This window comes from Thiomicrorhabdus sp. zzn3, assembly GCF_029767755.1.
Classification (GTDB): domain Bacteria; phylum Pseudomonadota; class Gammaproteobacteria; order Thiomicrospirales; family Thiomicrospiraceae; genus Thiomicrorhabdus.
In genome coordinates, this window is record NZ_JARUQS010000003.1 from 177171 (window position 1) to 190445 (window position 13275).

The following is a 13275-nucleotide window of genomic DNA, read 5'->3' on the forward strand; positions in this document are numbered from 1 at the left end:
TTATACAGACTCTTTGCTCACCAAGCTTGCTGGTGGCCAGTTCTCTAATTTAGTACCCAGGCTCAAACCACGTTGTGCAAGGACATCTTTGATTTCTTGCAATGATTTTTTACCTAAGTTAGGTGTTTTTAACAAATGCGTTTCTGAACGCTGAACTAAATCACCAATGTAGTAAATTTGTTCTGCTTTTAAGCAGTTTGCTGAACGAACAGTCAGTTCCAGATCATCTACTGGTTGCAAGAAGATCGGATCAAATTCATTCTCTTCTTCTTGTGGTGCAGCTACTTCTTTATGCTTAAGATCAACAAATGCATTCAATTGATAGTGAAGGACAGTGGCCGCTTGTTTGATCGCATTTTCTGGATCTAAAGTACCATCTGTTACCACATCAATGATCAACTTATCTAAGTCGGTACGTTGCTCAACACGAGCATTTTGCACCTCATAGCTTACCGTGTGCACAGGGCTAAAGCTGGCATCCAGCTTCAAAACACCAATTTGAGTTGATTCATTCTCAGACTGGATAGCTGGACGGTAGCCAATGCCCGTCTCAACCTTAAGTCTCATATTCAACTCAGCACCTTCACTCACATGCGCAATAATGTGATCTGGATTTGCAATTTCTACATCATGATCAACTTCAATGTCAGATGCACGAACAACTGCTGGTCCTTTCTTATTTAAAGTCAATTCAGCGCTGTCTTTTGCGTTCAGTTTTACAGAAACTTCCTTAAGGTTTAGGAGAATTTCTAGAACATCTTCTCTTACACCTTCGATTGATGAGTACTCATGAAGTACACCATCAATTTGTGCTTCTACAATTGCAGCACCTGGCATAGAAGATAAAAGAATACGACGTAACGCATTCCCTAGAGTGTGACCAAATCCACGTTCAAGTGGCTCTAAAGTCACACGGCTATGAAAATCAGATAGTCGTTGAATATCAACTAAACGAGGTGTTAACAGCTGTTCTAACATCTCTTGCATTAGAAGTTATCTCCGTTTGATAGATTACTTAGAGTAAAGCTCAACAATTAAGTTTTCAGAAATGTCAGCAGACAAATCAGAACGATCTGGTGCTGATTTAAACACACCTTCAAACTTCGAGCTATCAACTTCAACCCAACCTACAGTCCCTTGCTGAGCACTTAATTCTAGTGCTGAAGCAATACGAGATTGGTTACGAGCCTTTTCTCTAACAGTAATCGTGTCACCGGCAGAAACTTCATACGAAGGAATATTGACAGCTTGGCCATTTACCAAAATAGCCTTGTGAGAAACCAACTGACGCGCTTCCGCACGAGTAGAAGCAAACCCCATACGATACACAACGTTATCTAGACGGCTTTCGAGAATTTGCAACAAGTTAACACCTGTTGATCCTTTACGACGGTCAGCTTCTTTGTAGTACAGACGGAACTTCTTCTCTAGAACGCCATACATACGACGTACTTTTTGTTTTTCACGCAACTGTAATCCATATTCGGTTACACGTTTGCGACCCGCACCGTGTTGACCTGGCAGTTGATCAATCTTACATTTTGATTCGATGCTACGAACACCGCTTTTCAAAAATAGATCAGTACCTTCACGACGGGCAAGTTTACACTTAGGTCCAATATATCTAGCCATGTTTACCTCAAATATTAAACGCGACGCTTTTTAGGTGGACGGCAACCATTGTGTGGAATCGGTGTTACGTCTGAAATCGCCGTAATCTTGAATCCCGCACTATGTAAACCACGAACAGCAGAGTCACGACCAGGTCCTGGACCTTTAACCATAACTTCCATATTCTTAACACCATAATCGTGAGCCATTTGTCCAGCTCGCTCTGCTGCTACCTGTGCAGCAAATGGGGTACTTTTACGCGACCCACGGAAACCACTTCCACCAGAAGTAGCCCAACATAATGTATTACCTTGACGATCAGTGATCGTAACAATGGTATTATTGAAAGTTGCATGAACATGCGCTACCGCGTCGGTAACAACGTGTTTAACTTTCTTTTTTACACGCGAATTTGCTTTTGCCATATCTACTCTCGCAATTATGCGTTATCTCTTAATTGGTCTTACTGGACCTTTACGAGTTCGTGCATTAGTTTTTGTGCGCTGTCCACGTAAAGGCAGACTACGACGGTGACGAATTCCACGATAACATCCCATATCCATCAAACGCTTGATAGACATAGAGACTTCACGTCGTAAATCACCTTCAATTTTATATTTTTGTACTTCAGAACGAATTGCTTCCAACTGATCTTCAGTCAACTCTCTTACTTTTGTGGTCGGATCAATGTTTGTAGCAGCACAAATTGCTTTTGAAGTCGTTGAACCAACCCCGTAGATTGAAGTCAAACCAATAACAACATGCTTGTTGACTGGTATGTTTACGCCGGCAATACGAGCCATTTTGACGCTCCCTTAAATTCCATCTACCGAAAAACCGAGCATTATACTCGTTTTTCCGGTCAAATACTAGATTAATAACTTTTAAGTTATCTTCCTTTAAATTTTGCTTTTTTCATCATGCCTTCATACTGGGTAGATTGCATATGAGCCTGTACCTGTGTCATAAAATCCATAACCACAATTACAATGATCAACAATGATGTTCCGCCGAAATAGAAAGGAACATTCCAGTAAAGAATTAAAAATTCAGGCAATAAACAAACTGCAGTAATATAAATTGCACCAGCAAGCGTTAGACGCCCCATAATGCCATCAATATGACGAGCAGTTTGCGGACCTGGTCGAATACCAGGCAAATATGCACCAGACTTTCTCAAATTGTCCGCTGTTTCATTTGGATTAAAAACAATCGCAGTATAAAAGAAACAGAAGAAAATGATCGCTAATGCATATAGAAGGATGTAAAGAGGCTGACCAGGCGATAGCGTGGTCGCAATATCTTTTAACCATCCCATATTTTCAGCAGTACCAAACCAACCACCTAAAGTCGCTGGAAAAAGAATGATACTTGATGCAAAAATTGGAGGTATAACACCTGCCATATTCAGCTTTAACGGTAAGTGACTTTCTTGACCGCCATACAGTTTACGCCCTCGCATTTTCTGAGCATAGTGAACAGGAATTCTTCTCTGTCCGCGCTCAACAAATACAACGAAAGCAATTACTGCAAATACCAATGCCAAAAGAACGAATACCGTAATGGCATGCATAGCACCAGTATTAACCTGCTCGAAGGTACCACCCAAGGCAGAAGGCAATCCAGCAACAATACCTGCAAAAATAATCAGTGAAATACCATTACCAATCCCACGCTCAGTAATTTGTTCACCTAACCACATTAGGAAGATGGTTCCACCAACCAGAGTTGTTACAGCCGTGATCTTAAATAGAAGACCAGGGTCAACAACGACAGCCATACCATTAATGTTTTGTGACTCTAATGCAATAGCCACACCTAATGCCTGGAAAGTAGCTAAAACAACAGTACCCAATCGAGTGTATTGGGTAATCTTACGTCGTCCTTGCTCACCTTCTTTTTTGAGCTGTTCCAATTTAGGTGAAACGACCGTTAATAACTGCATAATAATAGATGCAGAAATATAAGGCATAATACCTAAAGCAAAGATTGAAAGACGTTCAAGGGCACCACCTGAAAACATGTTAAACATGTCCAGGATTGTCCCTTTTTGCTGTTCAAACATTGCTGCCAATGCAATTGGATCAATCGATGGTACAGGAATATGTGTACCTAATCGGTATACAATTAAAGCACCTAAAACAAACAGGATTCTGTTTTTTAGATCACTCATGGCGTTGGTTGCAATTGAACTATTCATAATAAAGTTTAATCTTCGATTGAACCACCGGCTGCTTCGATTGCTGCTTTAGCACCTGCAGTTGCTTTAATTCCTGACAATTTAACAGCTTTGCTAATTTCGCCAGAGTTAACAACCTTAACCGTCTTAATCTTCTCACCGATAACATCTGCTGCCTTCAATGCAGCGATATCAATTACATCAGCTTCAATTTTTGAAAGCACGTCCAAACGAATTTCAGCGGCATAAGTTGCTTTACGTGAAGTAAAACCAAGTTTAGGCAGTCTTCTTTGTAGTGGCATTTGACCACCTTCAAATCCAACCTTGTGGAAACCACCTGAGCGAGACTTCTGACCTTTATGACCACGTCCACCCATTTTACCTAAACCAGAACCTTGACCACGCCCAACACGTTTTCTAGCTGATTTTGCGCCTTCTGCTGGTTTTAGAGTATTTAAATGCATTTTATGCTTCCTCAACCTTTAGCAAATAAGATACCTTGTTGATCATCCCGCGATTTTCAGGAGTATCAATTACGGTAACCGTTTGGTGCATCTTTCTCAGACCAAGACCAGATACACATGCTTTATGTGATGGCAAACGTCCAATCGTACTTTTTACCAACGTCACTTTAACAGTTTTATTATCTGACATCTTACTCACCTAAAATTTCTTCAAGTGTCTTTCCACGCTTAGCAGCGATTTGCTCAGGGCTACGCATATTAGTCAAAGCTTCAACTGTAGCACGAACAACGTTTACCGGACGCGTAGTACCAACACACTTAGAAAGTACGTTTTTAACACCTGCTGCTTCAAGCACTGCACGCATTGCACCACCGGCGATTACACCAGTACCTTCAGAAGCTGGCAACATAACAATGTTTGCTGCACCTTGTTTAAAGTTTACAGGGTACTGAAGCGTTCCTTCATTAAGAGGAACGTCCTTCATATTACGACGTGCTTTTTCCATCGCTTTTTTGATCGCAACCGGCACTTCACTGGCTTTACCACTTCCGTAACCAACGCGTCCTTCACCATCACCAACAACCGCTAATGCTGAAAAACCAAATACACGACCACCTTTAACAACTTTAGCAACACGGCGAACGGAGACTAGCTTTTCAACTAGACCATCTTGTCCTTCTTGTAATTCTCGTGAAGACATAATTAATCCTTCTATTAAAATTCAAGACCGTTTTCACGGGCTGAGTCAGCTAATTGTTGTACGCGTCCATGATATTTAAAACCAGAACGATCGAATGCGACCTTAGTCACACCTGCAGCTTTTGCTTTTTCAGCAATAACTTTACCAACAATCTTGGCAGCATCTTTGTTACCACTGTTGCTGATTTCTTTTTTAATGTCCGCTTGTACTGTAGAGCTCGAAGCAATAACGTCTGCACCATTTGCTGAAATCAACTGTGCATAAATATGTTGTGAAGTACGGTGAATACAAAGTCTTGGTACACCCAACTCTTTAATTTTAGCTCTTGATTTCTTCGCTCTACGAAGACGGGCTGTTTTCTTATCCATACCTTATCCCAGCCTTATTTCTTCTTAGCTTCTTTACGCAGAATACGTTCATCAGCGTACTTAACACCTTTACCTTTATAAGGTTCTGGTGGACGGTAACCACGAATATCTGCAGCAACTTGTCCTACTAATTGTTTATCAGCACCCTTAACCACAATCTCAGTCTGGCTAGGTGTTTCAATCGTAATTCCTTCAGGAACCGGATGTTCAACAGGGTGTGAAAAACCAAGTGTTAGGTTCAAAACTTTACCTTGTGCTTGGGCACGATAACCGACACCAACTAACTGAAGCTTCTTTTCGAAACCATCAGTAACACCGGTTACCATGTTATTTACCAATGCACGCGCAGTACCAGCTTGAGCCCAACCATTTGCAGCACCTTCAACAGGTGCAAATGTTACAGTTCCATCTGCCTGTGTAATTTCTACTGCTGGATTAATTTCTTTTGTTAAGGTCGCTTTAGAACCTTTTACAGTAACCGCATTACCATTTAGCGTTACTTCAACACCAGCAGGAACAACAACAGGAGCCTTTGCAATTCTAGACATAATCGTTCCTTATGCTACGTAGCAAATGACTTCACCGCCGATTCCAGCTTTACGCGCTTCACGGTCAGTCATAATACCTTTAGATGTTGAAATTAAAGCGATCCCAAGACCACCAATTACTTCAGGTAAATCATCTTTGTTTTTGTAAACACGAAGTCCTGGTCGACTTACACGCTTGATCATCTCAATAACAGGCTTTCCTTCGAAATACTTCAAGTCAACAGAAAGCTCTGACTTACCTTCATTTTCTTTTACACTGAATGTTGAGATATAACCTTCATCAGACAAAACTTTAGCAATTGCCTGTTTTACCTTTGATGATGGCATTACGACATTCGCATGACCAGCCATTTGACCATTACGAATACGAGTTAACATATCAGCTATTGGATCAGACATACTCATAGATAACAATCCTTACCAACTGGCTTTTCTTAAACCAGGAACGTCACCTTGCATAGCTAACTTACGTAGCATATTACGTGACAAACCAAACTTTCTATATACGCCGTGAGGACGACCCGTCAAACGACAACGATTTTGCTGACGAACTGGAGAAGCATTTCTTGGCAGTTTATTCAACTTTTCCATTGCTTCCATACGCTCTTCAAAACTTAAAGACATATCAACAGATGCCTTTTTAAGAGCCGCACGCTTCTCAGCATATTTTGCAACTGCTTTTGCGCGTTTCTTTTCTCTTTCGATCATTGATTGCTTAGCCACAAGAAAAACCTCTATTTCTTAAATGGAAAGTTAAAGGCTTCTAGAAGAGCTTTAGCTTCTTCATTAGAACCGGCAGTGGTTGCGAAGTTAATATCCATACCGCGGATCTTATCAACCTTCTCAAATTCAATTTCTGGGAAGATAATCTGCTCTTTTAGACCCAGATTATAGTTTCCGCGTCCATCGAAAGCATTTGGATTAACACCACGGAAGTCACGTACACGTGGCAACGCAATATTGATCAAACGATCCAGAAATTCATACATTTTCTCGCCACGTAACGTCACCTTACAACCAACAGGGTAGCCTTCACGCACCTTGAAGCTTGCAACAGACTTACGTGCCATTGTTTTAACTACTTTCTGACCTGCAATTTTTTCAAGGTCAGCTACAGCATTGTCTAAAACCTTCTTGTCAGCGATCGCATCACCAACACCCATATTGATCGTAATTTTTGTCAATTTAGGTGCTTGCATCGGAGTCTTGTATCCGAACTTTTCAGTCAGCTGAGCAACAATTTGGTCTTTATAGATTTTTTGTAATCTAGCCATTCTTCTAACCTATCTTAAGCTTCAACCGCTTTACCGGTAGATTTGAAAAAGCGGACTTTTGCATCACCCTCAACACGGAAGCCAACTTTATCAGCCTTGTTAGTTTCAGGGTTTAGCAATGCCACATTAGAAGCGTCGATTGGCATTTCCTTAGAAACAATACCACCTTGCGCACCAGTCATTGGGTTTGCTTTAGTGTGCTTCTTAACCAAATTGATTCCATCCACAATAACCTTTCCATTTGAAAGTACTTCTGAGATAGAACCGCGCTTTCCTTTATCTTTGCCGGTGATTACGATGACTTCATCACCTTTTTTTAATCGATTCATCACTTATTCCTTATAAAACTTCAGGAGCTAATGAAACAATCTTCATAAACTTTTCATTACGAAGTTCACGTGTTACCGGCCCAAAAATACGAGTCCCAATTGGCTCTAATTTTGCATTAAGAATAACAGCAGCATTACCGTCAAACTTAATCAAGGAACCGTCAGCACGACGAACACCTTTCGCTGTTCTAACTACAACAGCGTTATACACATCACCTTTCTTGACCTTACCACGTGGTGCAGCTTCTTTTACACTCACTTTGATCACGTCACCAACATTTGCATAGCGACGCTTTGATCCGCCAAGCACCTTAATGCACTGGACACTACGTGCTCCACTGTTATCAGCAACATCAAGCACTGTTTGCATCTGAATCATGGTGGTACTCCATCCATAAAATAAAATTTGTTACAGCACAAAAACCGCTATAGTGATCAGTTCCATTTGGCTTAATCACTATAACGGTTCGGAATCAAATAATTATAACAAACTATTTGATAACTTGCTAGTAAAGTTTAAATTTTTGCTTTTTCGTCAATATTCACTAAAGTCCATGACTTATTTTTTGAAATAGGCTTGCACTCTTGAATGGTTACAATATCACCTACTCCGCAGCTGTTATCAGCATCATGAGCCATCAACTTAGTTGATTTACGAACGAATTTTTTATACTTAGGGTGTTTGATATAACGATTGGCACGAACTACGATTGATTGTTCCATACCATTGCTAACGACAACACCTTGAACTGTACGTGCTTTTTTCTCTTGACCAGCCATTCTTATTTACTCACTTTTTGACGAATGATGGTTTTAACTCGCGCAATTGAACGACGAACGTTTTTCAATTGAGCAGAGTTAGATAACTGACCAGTTGCATGCTGCATTCTTAAATTAAATTGCTCTTTCAACAACTCAATCAATTCAGCATTCAGTTCTTCAACTGTTTTTTCATTAAGTTCTTTTGCAGTCATTTACATCACCGTTCTGCTTACAACTTGGGTTTTAAATGGAAGTTTAGCTGCTGCAAGAGCAAACGCTTCACGAGCAAGCTTTTCATCCACACCCTGAATTTCATAAAGGATTCTACCTGGCTGAATCTGAGCAACCCAGTATTCCACACTACCTTTACCTTTACCCATACGAACCTCAAGAGGTTTGGTGGTAATTGGCTTGTCAGGGAATACACGAATCCAAATCTTAGCACCACGCTTAACGTGACGTGTCATAACACGTCGACCAGCTTCGATCTGACGAGAAGTCATTCTTCCACGCTCTAAGGCTTTTAGGCCAAAATCACCGAAGCTAACTTTGTTTCCAACTTGTGCCAAACCACGGTTACGTCCTTTATGAACTTTTCTAAATTTGGTACGTTTAGGCATTAACATTGTTAGTCATCCTTTTATTTACGGCCTTTCTTGCCCTTAGATTGTTTATTGTCGTCAAGTGTCATTTTGCCTAGTTTTTCACCTTTAAAGATCCAAACTTTAACACCGATCTTACCGTATGTCGTATCTGCTTCGAACGTTGCATAGTCGATATCAGCACGGAAAGTATGCAAAGGCACACGACCTTCTCGGTACCATTCAGCACGTGCAATATCAGCACCATTTAAACGGCCAGATACCGTCACCTTAATCCCTTCTGCACCAAGGCGCATTGCATTACCAACAGCACGCTTCATAGCACGGCGGAATTGAATTCGCTTCTCTAGCTGTTGTGCAATACTTTCCGCTACCAACTTAGCATCAAGCTCAGGCTTTTTAATCTCTTCGATATTAATATTGACAGGCATCCCAGTCTTTTTAACCAAAGACTGTTTCAACTTCTCAATATCTTCGCCTTTTTTACCGATGACAACACCAGGACGAGCAGTATGAATAGTGACACGGATTCCGTTTGCAACACGCTCAATATTCAGCTTACTTACTGAAGCATGCTTCAACTTTTCATTTAACTCATCACGAATTTCAACATCACTGACTAGAAAATCAGCATAGTTCTTGCTATCAGCATACCAACGAGCATTCCAGTCTTTTGTAATGCCCAGTCGAATACCAATAGGATTTACTTTTTGACCCATTCTGATTCTCCTTATTTATCGCCAACAGTGACTGTAATGTGACTGGTACGCTTAAGAATACGGTTACCGCGACCTTTTGCACGAGCGCGCATACGCTTCATGATCGGTCCTTCGTTAACATATGCAGCGGTTACTTTCAATTCATCAATATCAGCACCTTCATTGTTTTCAGCATTAGCAATCGCTGAATTTAACACTGCCTTCATCAGAGCCGAGGCTTTTTTATCACTGAATGACAAAATATTAACTGCAGTCTCTACATCCTTTCCACGGATCATGTCAGCAACTAAGCGCGCTTTCTGTGGAGAGATGCGAGCAAATTTATGTGTAGCACTTACCTGCATTTTAATTCACTCCTATTAACGCTTAGCTTTCTTATCCGCAGCATGTCCGCGGTAAGTACGAGTCATTGAAAATTCACCCAATTTATGGCCTACCATGTTTTCTGAAATGAAAACAGGGATATGCTCTTTACCATTATGAACGGCGATAGTTAAACCGATCATTTCAGGCAAGATCATAGAGCGACGAGACCATGTTTTAATTGGACGTTTATTACCAGATTCTTGTGCCTCAACCACTTTTTTATACAAGTGGTGATCTACAAAAGGTCCTTTTTTAACTGAACGTGGCATCAGTGTCCTTCCTTATTATTTGTTACGACGACGTACGATCATCTTATCAGTACGTTTATTACTACGAGTCTTCTTACCTTTGGTTGGAACACCCCATGGAGTCACAGGGTTACGACCACCAGAAGTACGACCTTCACCACCACCATGCGGGTGGTCTACAGGGTTCATAGCAACACCTCGAACAGTAGGACGGACACCGCGCCAACGCTTCGCACCAGCCTTACCAAGCTTGCGCAAGCTATGCTCTGAGTTACCTACTTCACCAATAGTCGCCTTACATTCAGCCAAAATCTTACGCATTTCACCTGAACGAAGCTTGACCAACACATAAGCACCATCACGACCAGCAATCTGGACAGATGCACCTGCTGAGCGAGCAATTTGAGCACCTTTACCTGGACGCATTTCAACAGCATGCACAACCGTACCTACTGGGATATTACGCAATGGTAAACAGTTACCTGGCTTAATTGCTACATGATCACCTGATTCTACAACATCACCTGCTGCCAATTTTTTTGGCGCTATGATGTAAGCTCGTTCACCATCAGCATATTTTAACAACGCGATGTGTGCAGTTCGGTTTGGATCATATTCCAAACGCTCAACCGTAGCAGGAATACCTACTTTATTACGCTTAAAATCAACCAAACGGTAGTGCTGCTTATGACCACCACCTTGATGACGGACAGTGATACGACCTTTATTGTTACGACCACCGTTTTTTGATTTCTTCTCTAGCAGCGCTGAGTGAGGCTTACCCTTGTGCAAGGTTGGTTCAACAACACTTACAACAAATCGACGTCCTGCTGAGGTAGGCTTTGACTTTTTAATAATTGCCATCTTTAGACTCCTTATTCAGCGCTGACAAAATCAATTTCTTGGCCAGCAGCTAGACGAACGATTGCCTTACGCACACCATTACGCTTACCTGGGCGGCCTTTGAACATTTTTCTTTTGCCTTTGATGTTAATCATGTTCACAGATTGAACCTTGACATCAAATAGACTTTCTACAGCTTGCTTTACTTCAGTTTTAGTCGCAGTAGGAATAACCTTAAATACATATTGACCAGCTGTATCAGCTAAAATTGCTGATTTTTCAGAAATATGTGGTGCAACCAATACTTTTAAAATTCTTTCCTGGCTCATGCTAATTGCTCCTCTAGGCGCTTAACCGCACCTTGCGTCATTACAACATTTTGGAAACCAACCAGGCTTACTGGATCAACGCCAGCGACATCACATACTTCTGCGCTATACAGGTTGCGACAAGACAAGTACAAGTACTCATCAAATGCCTCAGTGATAACCAATGCGTCCTTAACATTCAAGGTAGCAAGTTTCGAATTGAATTCTTTAGTTTTGGGAGCATCAACTTTGAAATCATCAACGATAATCAAGCGCCCTGAACGATTCAATTCGGAGAAGATCGAGCGCATTGCACCACGATACATCTTACGATTTACTTTTTGCTTAAAGTCACGGTTATGTCCTGGGAACGCACGTCCACCTCCAACCCAAACAGGGCTACGAGTAGTACCTGCACGAGCACGACCTGTACCTTTTTGTCTCCATGGCTTAGCACCACCACCGCTTACAGCTGAACGATTTTTCTGAGCTTTCGTTCCAGCGCGACCAGCTACCATATAGGCATTAACTACTTGGTGAACTAAGGCTTCATTAAAATCTACACCAAACAAAGCATCAGATACTTGAACAGTACCTGCTTCTTTACCTGTAGAAAGTTCAATTAATTTTAAATCCATCATGCCCACCTTACTTAACAGCTTTACGAACGATGACAGTACTATTTTTAGCACCAGGTACTGCGCCTTTAATTAGCAGCAGACCATTTTCCGCATCAACTTTTACCAAAGCCAAGTTTTGTGTTGTTTGTCTAACATCACCCATGTGACCAGACATTTTCTTACCTTTGAAAACACGACCTGGAGTTTGGTTTTGACCAATAGAACCGTTAGCTCGGTGAGACAAAGAGTTACCGTGTGTTGCATCTTGCGTCTTGAAGTTGTGACGCTTTACACCACCCTGAAAACCTTTACCTTTTGTTGTTCCAGTGACATCAACCACTGAAACATCATTAAAGCGCTCAACAGTAAGCTCTGAACCTACTTCTAAATCAGACAATTCTTCATCTGATTCTACGCGGAACTCCCACAAACCACGACCAGCTTGAACACCAGCTTTCGCATAGTGACCAGCCATTGGCTTGCTGATACGTCCGGCATGAACACCACCAGTTGTAACCTGAACAGCTACATACCCATCGGTTTCTTGTGTTTTCAACTGAGTGATGCGGTTTGGTTCAACCTCAATCACTGTTACAGGGGTAGAAACACCCTCATCATTGAAAACACGAGTCATACCGATCTTTTTACCAATGAGACCAATACTCATATCAATACCTCATTATTATATTTGTCAGCCATTACGATTGATGACTAACCCATTACGCTTAACGTAATTCCAGTTGTACGTCTACACCAGCAGCTAGATCTAGCTTCATCAATGCATCTACTGTTTTATCAGTAGGATCAACGATATCTAACAAACGCTTGTGTGTACGCAGCTCATATTGATCACGCGCGTCTTTATTAACGTGCGGAGAAATCAACACAGTGAAACGTTCCTTGCGAGTTGGCATTGGAATTGGTCCACGCACTTGCGCACCAGTTCGCTTTGCTGTCTCGGTAATTTCGCGTGCCGACTGATCAATTAATCTATGATCAAACGCTTTTAAGCGAATACGAATATTTTGAGTCGCCATTACACTTTCTCTTCTTAAAAAAAAAGAAAAGCAGCGGTCCTTTTCAAACCACTGCTATTTAAGGTTGCGAATTATAAACAAAACAAAGCCGTAATACAATAACTTTGTCTTTTTTATTAATCACTTAGTCATAATAGAAATCCAGACCAGTCTAACCAGGCCTGTTCACTTATTACTCAATGATTTTAGCAACCACACCTGCACCAACTGTACGACCACCTTCACGGATCGCAAAACGCAGACCTTCTGCCATCGCGATTGGGTTGATCAACTCTACAGTCATTTGTACGTTATCA

Annotated in this window: 26 protein-coding genes and 1 pseudogene; all 27 read right to left on the reverse strand. The window is 41.3% G+C overall.

Going from position 1 to position 13275, the window contains the following annotated elements; genetic code table 11:
* Window positions 1–987: a DNA-directed RNA polymerase subunit alpha gene (gene rpoA / locus QCB44_RS10675; protein WP_279409947.1), complete on the reverse strand. Its 987-nt coding sequence runs from the start codon at window positions 985–987 to the stop codon at window positions 1–3.
* A gap of 24 nt (window positions 988–1011) precedes the next feature.
* On the reverse strand, window positions 1012–1632 hold the full coding sequence (rpsD, locus tag QCB44_RS10680; RefSeq protein WP_279409948.1) for a 30S ribosomal protein S4: 621 nt from the start codon (window positions 1630–1632) through the stop codon (window positions 1012–1014).
* A gap of 14 nt (window positions 1633–1646) precedes the next feature.
* A complete protein-coding gene (gene rpsK, locus QCB44_RS10685) occupies window positions 1647–2036 on the reverse strand; it encodes a 30S ribosomal protein S11 (RefSeq protein WP_279409949.1) in 390 nt (129 codons plus the stop codon).
* Window positions 2037–2057: 21 nt separating this feature from the next.
* Entirely contained in the window at window positions 2058–2414 is a 357-nt protein-coding gene (gene rpsM, locus QCB44_RS10690) for a 30S ribosomal protein S13 (RefSeq protein ID WP_279409950.1), read from the reverse strand.
* 86 nt (window positions 2415–2500) lie between these two features.
* Window positions 2501–3811: a preprotein translocase subunit SecY gene (gene secY / locus QCB44_RS10695; protein ID WP_279409951.1), complete on the reverse strand. Its 1311-nt coding sequence runs from the start codon at window positions 3809–3811 to the stop codon at window positions 2501–2503.
* 8 nt (window positions 3812–3819) lie between these two features.
* Entirely contained in the window at window positions 3820–4254 is a 435-nt protein-coding gene (gene rplO / locus QCB44_RS10700; RefSeq protein WP_279409952.1) for a 50S ribosomal protein L15, read from the reverse strand.
* Window position 4255: 1 nt separating this feature from the next.
* Window positions 4256–4444, reverse strand: coding sequence for a 50S ribosomal protein L30 (rpmD, locus tag QCB44_RS10705; protein WP_279409953.1), 189 nt, complete (start codon window positions 4442–4444; stop codon window positions 4256–4258).
* A gap of 1 nt (window position 4445) precedes the next feature.
* Window positions 4446–4955, reverse strand: a complete 510-nt coding sequence (gene rpsE, locus QCB44_RS10710; protein WP_279409954.1) for a 30S ribosomal protein S5 — start codon at window positions 4953–4955, stop codon at window positions 4446–4448.
* A gap of 14 nt (window positions 4956–4969) precedes the next feature.
* Window positions 4970–5323 carry a 50S ribosomal protein L18 gene (gene rplR / locus QCB44_RS10715; RefSeq protein ID WP_279409955.1) on the reverse strand — a complete coding sequence of 118 codons (354 nt, stop codon included), beginning with the start codon at window positions 5321–5323 and terminating at the stop codon, window positions 4970–4972.
* 14 nt (window positions 5324–5337) lie between these two features.
* On the reverse strand, window positions 5338–5871 hold the full coding sequence (rplF, locus tag QCB44_RS10720; RefSeq protein WP_279409956.1) for a 50S ribosomal protein L6: 534 nt from the start codon (window positions 5869–5871) through the stop codon (window positions 5338–5340).
* Window positions 5872–5880: 9 nt separating this feature from the next.
* A complete protein-coding gene (gene rpsH / locus QCB44_RS10725) occupies window positions 5881–6276 on the reverse strand; it encodes a 30S ribosomal protein S8 (RefSeq protein WP_279409957.1) in 396 nt (131 codons plus the stop codon).
* A gap of 12 nt (window positions 6277–6288) precedes the next feature.
* Entirely contained in the window at window positions 6289–6594 is a 306-nt protein-coding gene (rpsN, locus tag QCB44_RS10730) for a 30S ribosomal protein S14 (protein WP_279409958.1), read from the reverse strand.
* An 11-nt stretch (window positions 6595–6605) separates the two neighbouring features.
* The gene (rplE, locus tag QCB44_RS10735) at window positions 6606–7145 is read right to left on the reverse strand and encodes a 50S ribosomal protein L5 (protein WP_279409959.1); all 540 of its coding nucleotides are present in this window, start codon (window positions 7143–7145) and stop codon (window positions 6606–6608) included.
* A gap of 14 nt (window positions 7146–7159) precedes the next feature.
* Window positions 7160–7474, reverse strand: a complete 315-nt coding sequence (rplX, locus tag QCB44_RS10740) for a 50S ribosomal protein L24 (protein WP_279409960.1) — start codon at window positions 7472–7474, stop codon at window positions 7160–7162.
* A gap of 10 nt (window positions 7475–7484) precedes the next feature.
* Window positions 7485–7853 (reverse strand): 50S ribosomal protein L14, encoded by a 369-nt coding sequence (rplN, locus tag QCB44_RS10745; protein ID WP_279409961.1) that lies wholly within the window; start codon window positions 7851–7853, stop codon window positions 7485–7487.
* 137 nt (window positions 7854–7990) lie between these two features.
* The gene (gene rpsQ / locus QCB44_RS10750; protein WP_279409962.1) at window positions 7991–8254 is read right to left on the reverse strand and encodes a 30S ribosomal protein S17; all 264 of its coding nucleotides are present in this window, start codon (window positions 8252–8254) and stop codon (window positions 7991–7993) included.
* Between the two features lie 2 nt (window positions 8255–8256).
* On the reverse strand, window positions 8257–8448 hold the full coding sequence (gene rpmC, locus QCB44_RS10755; RefSeq protein ID WP_279409963.1) for a 50S ribosomal protein L29: 192 nt from the start codon (window positions 8446–8448) through the stop codon (window positions 8257–8259).
* The gene (gene rplP / locus QCB44_RS10760; protein ID WP_279409964.1) at window positions 8449–8862 is read right to left on the reverse strand and encodes a 50S ribosomal protein L16; all 414 of its coding nucleotides are present in this window, start codon (window positions 8860–8862) and stop codon (window positions 8449–8451) included.
* Window positions 8863–8876: 14 nt separating this feature from the next.
* Entirely contained in the window at window positions 8877–9557 is a 681-nt protein-coding gene (rpsC, locus tag QCB44_RS10765; RefSeq protein ID WP_279409965.1) for a 30S ribosomal protein S3, read from the reverse strand.
* Between the two features lie 11 nt (window positions 9558–9568).
* Window positions 9569–9901, reverse strand: coding sequence for a 50S ribosomal protein L22 (gene rplV, locus QCB44_RS10770; protein ID WP_279409966.1), 333 nt, complete (start codon window positions 9899–9901; stop codon window positions 9569–9571).
* 15 nt (window positions 9902–9916) lie between these two features.
* Window positions 9917–10192 carry a 30S ribosomal protein S19 gene (gene rpsS, locus QCB44_RS10775; RefSeq protein WP_279409967.1) on the reverse strand — a complete coding sequence of 92 codons (276 nt, stop codon included), beginning with the start codon at window positions 10190–10192 and terminating at the stop codon, window positions 9917–9919.
* Between the two features lie 15 nt (window positions 10193–10207).
* A complete protein-coding gene (rplB, locus tag QCB44_RS10780) occupies window positions 10208–11035 on the reverse strand; it encodes a 50S ribosomal protein L2 (protein ID WP_279409968.1) in 828 nt (275 codons plus the stop codon).
* 11 nt (window positions 11036–11046) lie between these two features.
* Entirely contained in the window at window positions 11047–11343 is a 297-nt protein-coding gene (gene rplW, locus QCB44_RS10785; RefSeq protein ID WP_279409969.1) for a 50S ribosomal protein L23, read from the reverse strand.
* Window positions 11340–11960 (reverse strand): 50S ribosomal protein L4, encoded by a 621-nt coding sequence (gene rplD, locus QCB44_RS10790; RefSeq protein WP_279409970.1) that lies wholly within the window; start codon window positions 11958–11960, stop codon window positions 11340–11342. Before rplD ends, rplW begins: the two co-directional genes overlap by 4 nt.
* A 10-nt stretch (window positions 11961–11970) precedes the next feature.
* A complete protein-coding gene (gene rplC, locus QCB44_RS10795) occupies window positions 11971–12609 on the reverse strand; it encodes a 50S ribosomal protein L3 (RefSeq protein WP_279409971.1) in 639 nt (212 codons plus the stop codon).
* A 58-nt stretch (window positions 12610–12667) separates the two neighbouring features.
* A complete protein-coding gene (rpsJ, locus tag QCB44_RS10800; RefSeq protein ID WP_028485243.1) occupies window positions 12668–12979 on the reverse strand; it encodes a 30S ribosomal protein S10 in 312 nt (103 codons plus the stop codon).
* 172 nt (window positions 12980–13151) lie between these two features.
* Window positions 13152–13275: pseudogene (gene tuf / locus QCB44_RS10805) on the reverse strand (elongation factor Tu); the annotation flags it as partial.

Bases quoted from the DNA above. Each gene is read 5' to 3' on its own strand.
- rpoA (WP_279409947.1), bottom strand. From the start codon at position 987: ATGCAAGAGATGTTAGAACAGCTGTTAACACCTCGTTTAGTTGATATT.
- rpsD (WP_279409948.1), bottom strand. From the start codon at position 1,632: ATGGCTAGATATATTGGACCTAAGTGTAAACTTGCCCGTCGTGAAGGT.
- rpsK (WP_279409949.1), bottom strand. From the start codon at position 2,036: ATGGCAAAAGCAAATTCGCGTGTAAAAAAGAAAGTTAAACACGTTGTT.
- rpsM (WP_279409950.1), bottom strand. From the start codon at position 2,414: ATGGCTCGTATTGCCGGCGTAAACATACCAGTCAACAAGCATGTTGTT.
- secY (WP_279409951.1), bottom strand. From the start codon at position 3,811: ATGAATAGTTCAATTGCAACCAACGCCATGAGTGATCTAAAAAACAGA.
- rplO (WP_279409952.1), bottom strand. From the start codon at position 4,254: ATGCATTTAAATACTCTAAAACCAGCAGAAGGCGCAAAATCAGCTAGA.
- rpmD (WP_279409953.1), bottom strand. From the start codon at position 4,444: ATGTCAGATAATAAAACTGTTAAAGTGACGTTGGTAAAAAGTACGATT.
- rpsE (WP_279409954.1), bottom strand. From the start codon at position 4,955: ATGTCTTCACGAGAATTACAAGAAGGACAAGATGGTCTAGTTGAAAAG.
- rplR (WP_279409955.1), bottom strand. From the start codon at position 5,323: ATGGATAAGAAAACAGCCCGTCTTCGTAGAGCGAAGAAATCAAGAGCT.
- rplF (WP_279409956.1), bottom strand. From the start codon at position 5,871: ATGTCTAGAATTGCAAAGGCTCCTGTTGTTGTTCCTGCTGGTGTTGAA.
- rpsH (WP_279409957.1), bottom strand. From the start codon at position 6,276: ATGAGTATGTCTGATCCAATAGCTGATATGTTAACTCGTATTCGTAAT.
- rplE (WP_279409959.1), bottom strand. From the start codon at position 7,145: ATGGCTAGATTACAAAAAATCTATAAAGACCAAATTGTTGCTCAGCTG.
- rplX (WP_279409960.1), bottom strand. From the start codon at position 7,474: ATGAATCGATTAAAAAAAGGTGATGAAGTCATCGTAATCACCGGCAAA.
- rplN (WP_279409961.1), bottom strand. From the start codon at position 7,853: ATGATTCAGATGCAAACAGTGCTTGATGTTGCTGATAACAGTGGAGCA.
- rpsQ (WP_279409962.1), bottom strand. From the start codon at position 8,254: ATGGCTGGTCAAGAGAAAAAAGCACGTACAGTTCAAGGTGTTGTCGTT.
- rpmC (WP_279409963.1), bottom strand. From the start codon at position 8,448: ATGACTGCAAAAGAACTTAATGAAAAAACAGTTGAAGAACTGAATGCT.
- rplP (WP_279409964.1), bottom strand. From the start codon at position 8,862: ATGTTAATGCCTAAACGTACCAAATTTAGAAAAGTTCATAAAGGACGT.
- rpsC (WP_279409965.1), bottom strand. From the start codon at position 9,557: ATGGGTCAAAAAGTAAATCCTATTGGTATTCGACTGGGCATTACAAAA.
- rplV (WP_279409966.1), bottom strand. From the start codon at position 9,901: ATGCAGGTAAGTGCTACACATAAATTTGCTCGCATCTCTCCACAGAAA.
- rpsS (WP_279409967.1), bottom strand. From the start codon at position 10,192: ATGCCACGTTCAGTTAAAAAAGGACCTTTTGTAGATCACCACTTGTAT.
- rplB (WP_279409968.1), bottom strand. From the start codon at position 11,035: ATGGCAATTATTAAAAAGTCAAAGCCTACCTCAGCAGGACGTCGATTT.
- rplW (WP_279409969.1), bottom strand. From the start codon at position 11,343: ATGAGCCAGGAAAGAATTTTAAAAGTATTGGTTGCACCACATATTTCT.
- rplD (WP_279409970.1), bottom strand. From the start codon at position 11,960: ATGGATTTAAAATTAATTGAACTTTCTACAGGTAAAGAAGCAGGTACT.
- rplC (WP_279409971.1), bottom strand. From the start codon at position 12,609: ATGAGTATTGGTCTCATTGGTAAAAAGATCGGTATGACTCGTGTTTTC.
- rpsJ (WP_028485243.1), bottom strand. From the start codon at position 12,979: ATGGCGACTCAAAATATTCGTATTCGCTTAAAAGCGTTTGATCATAGA.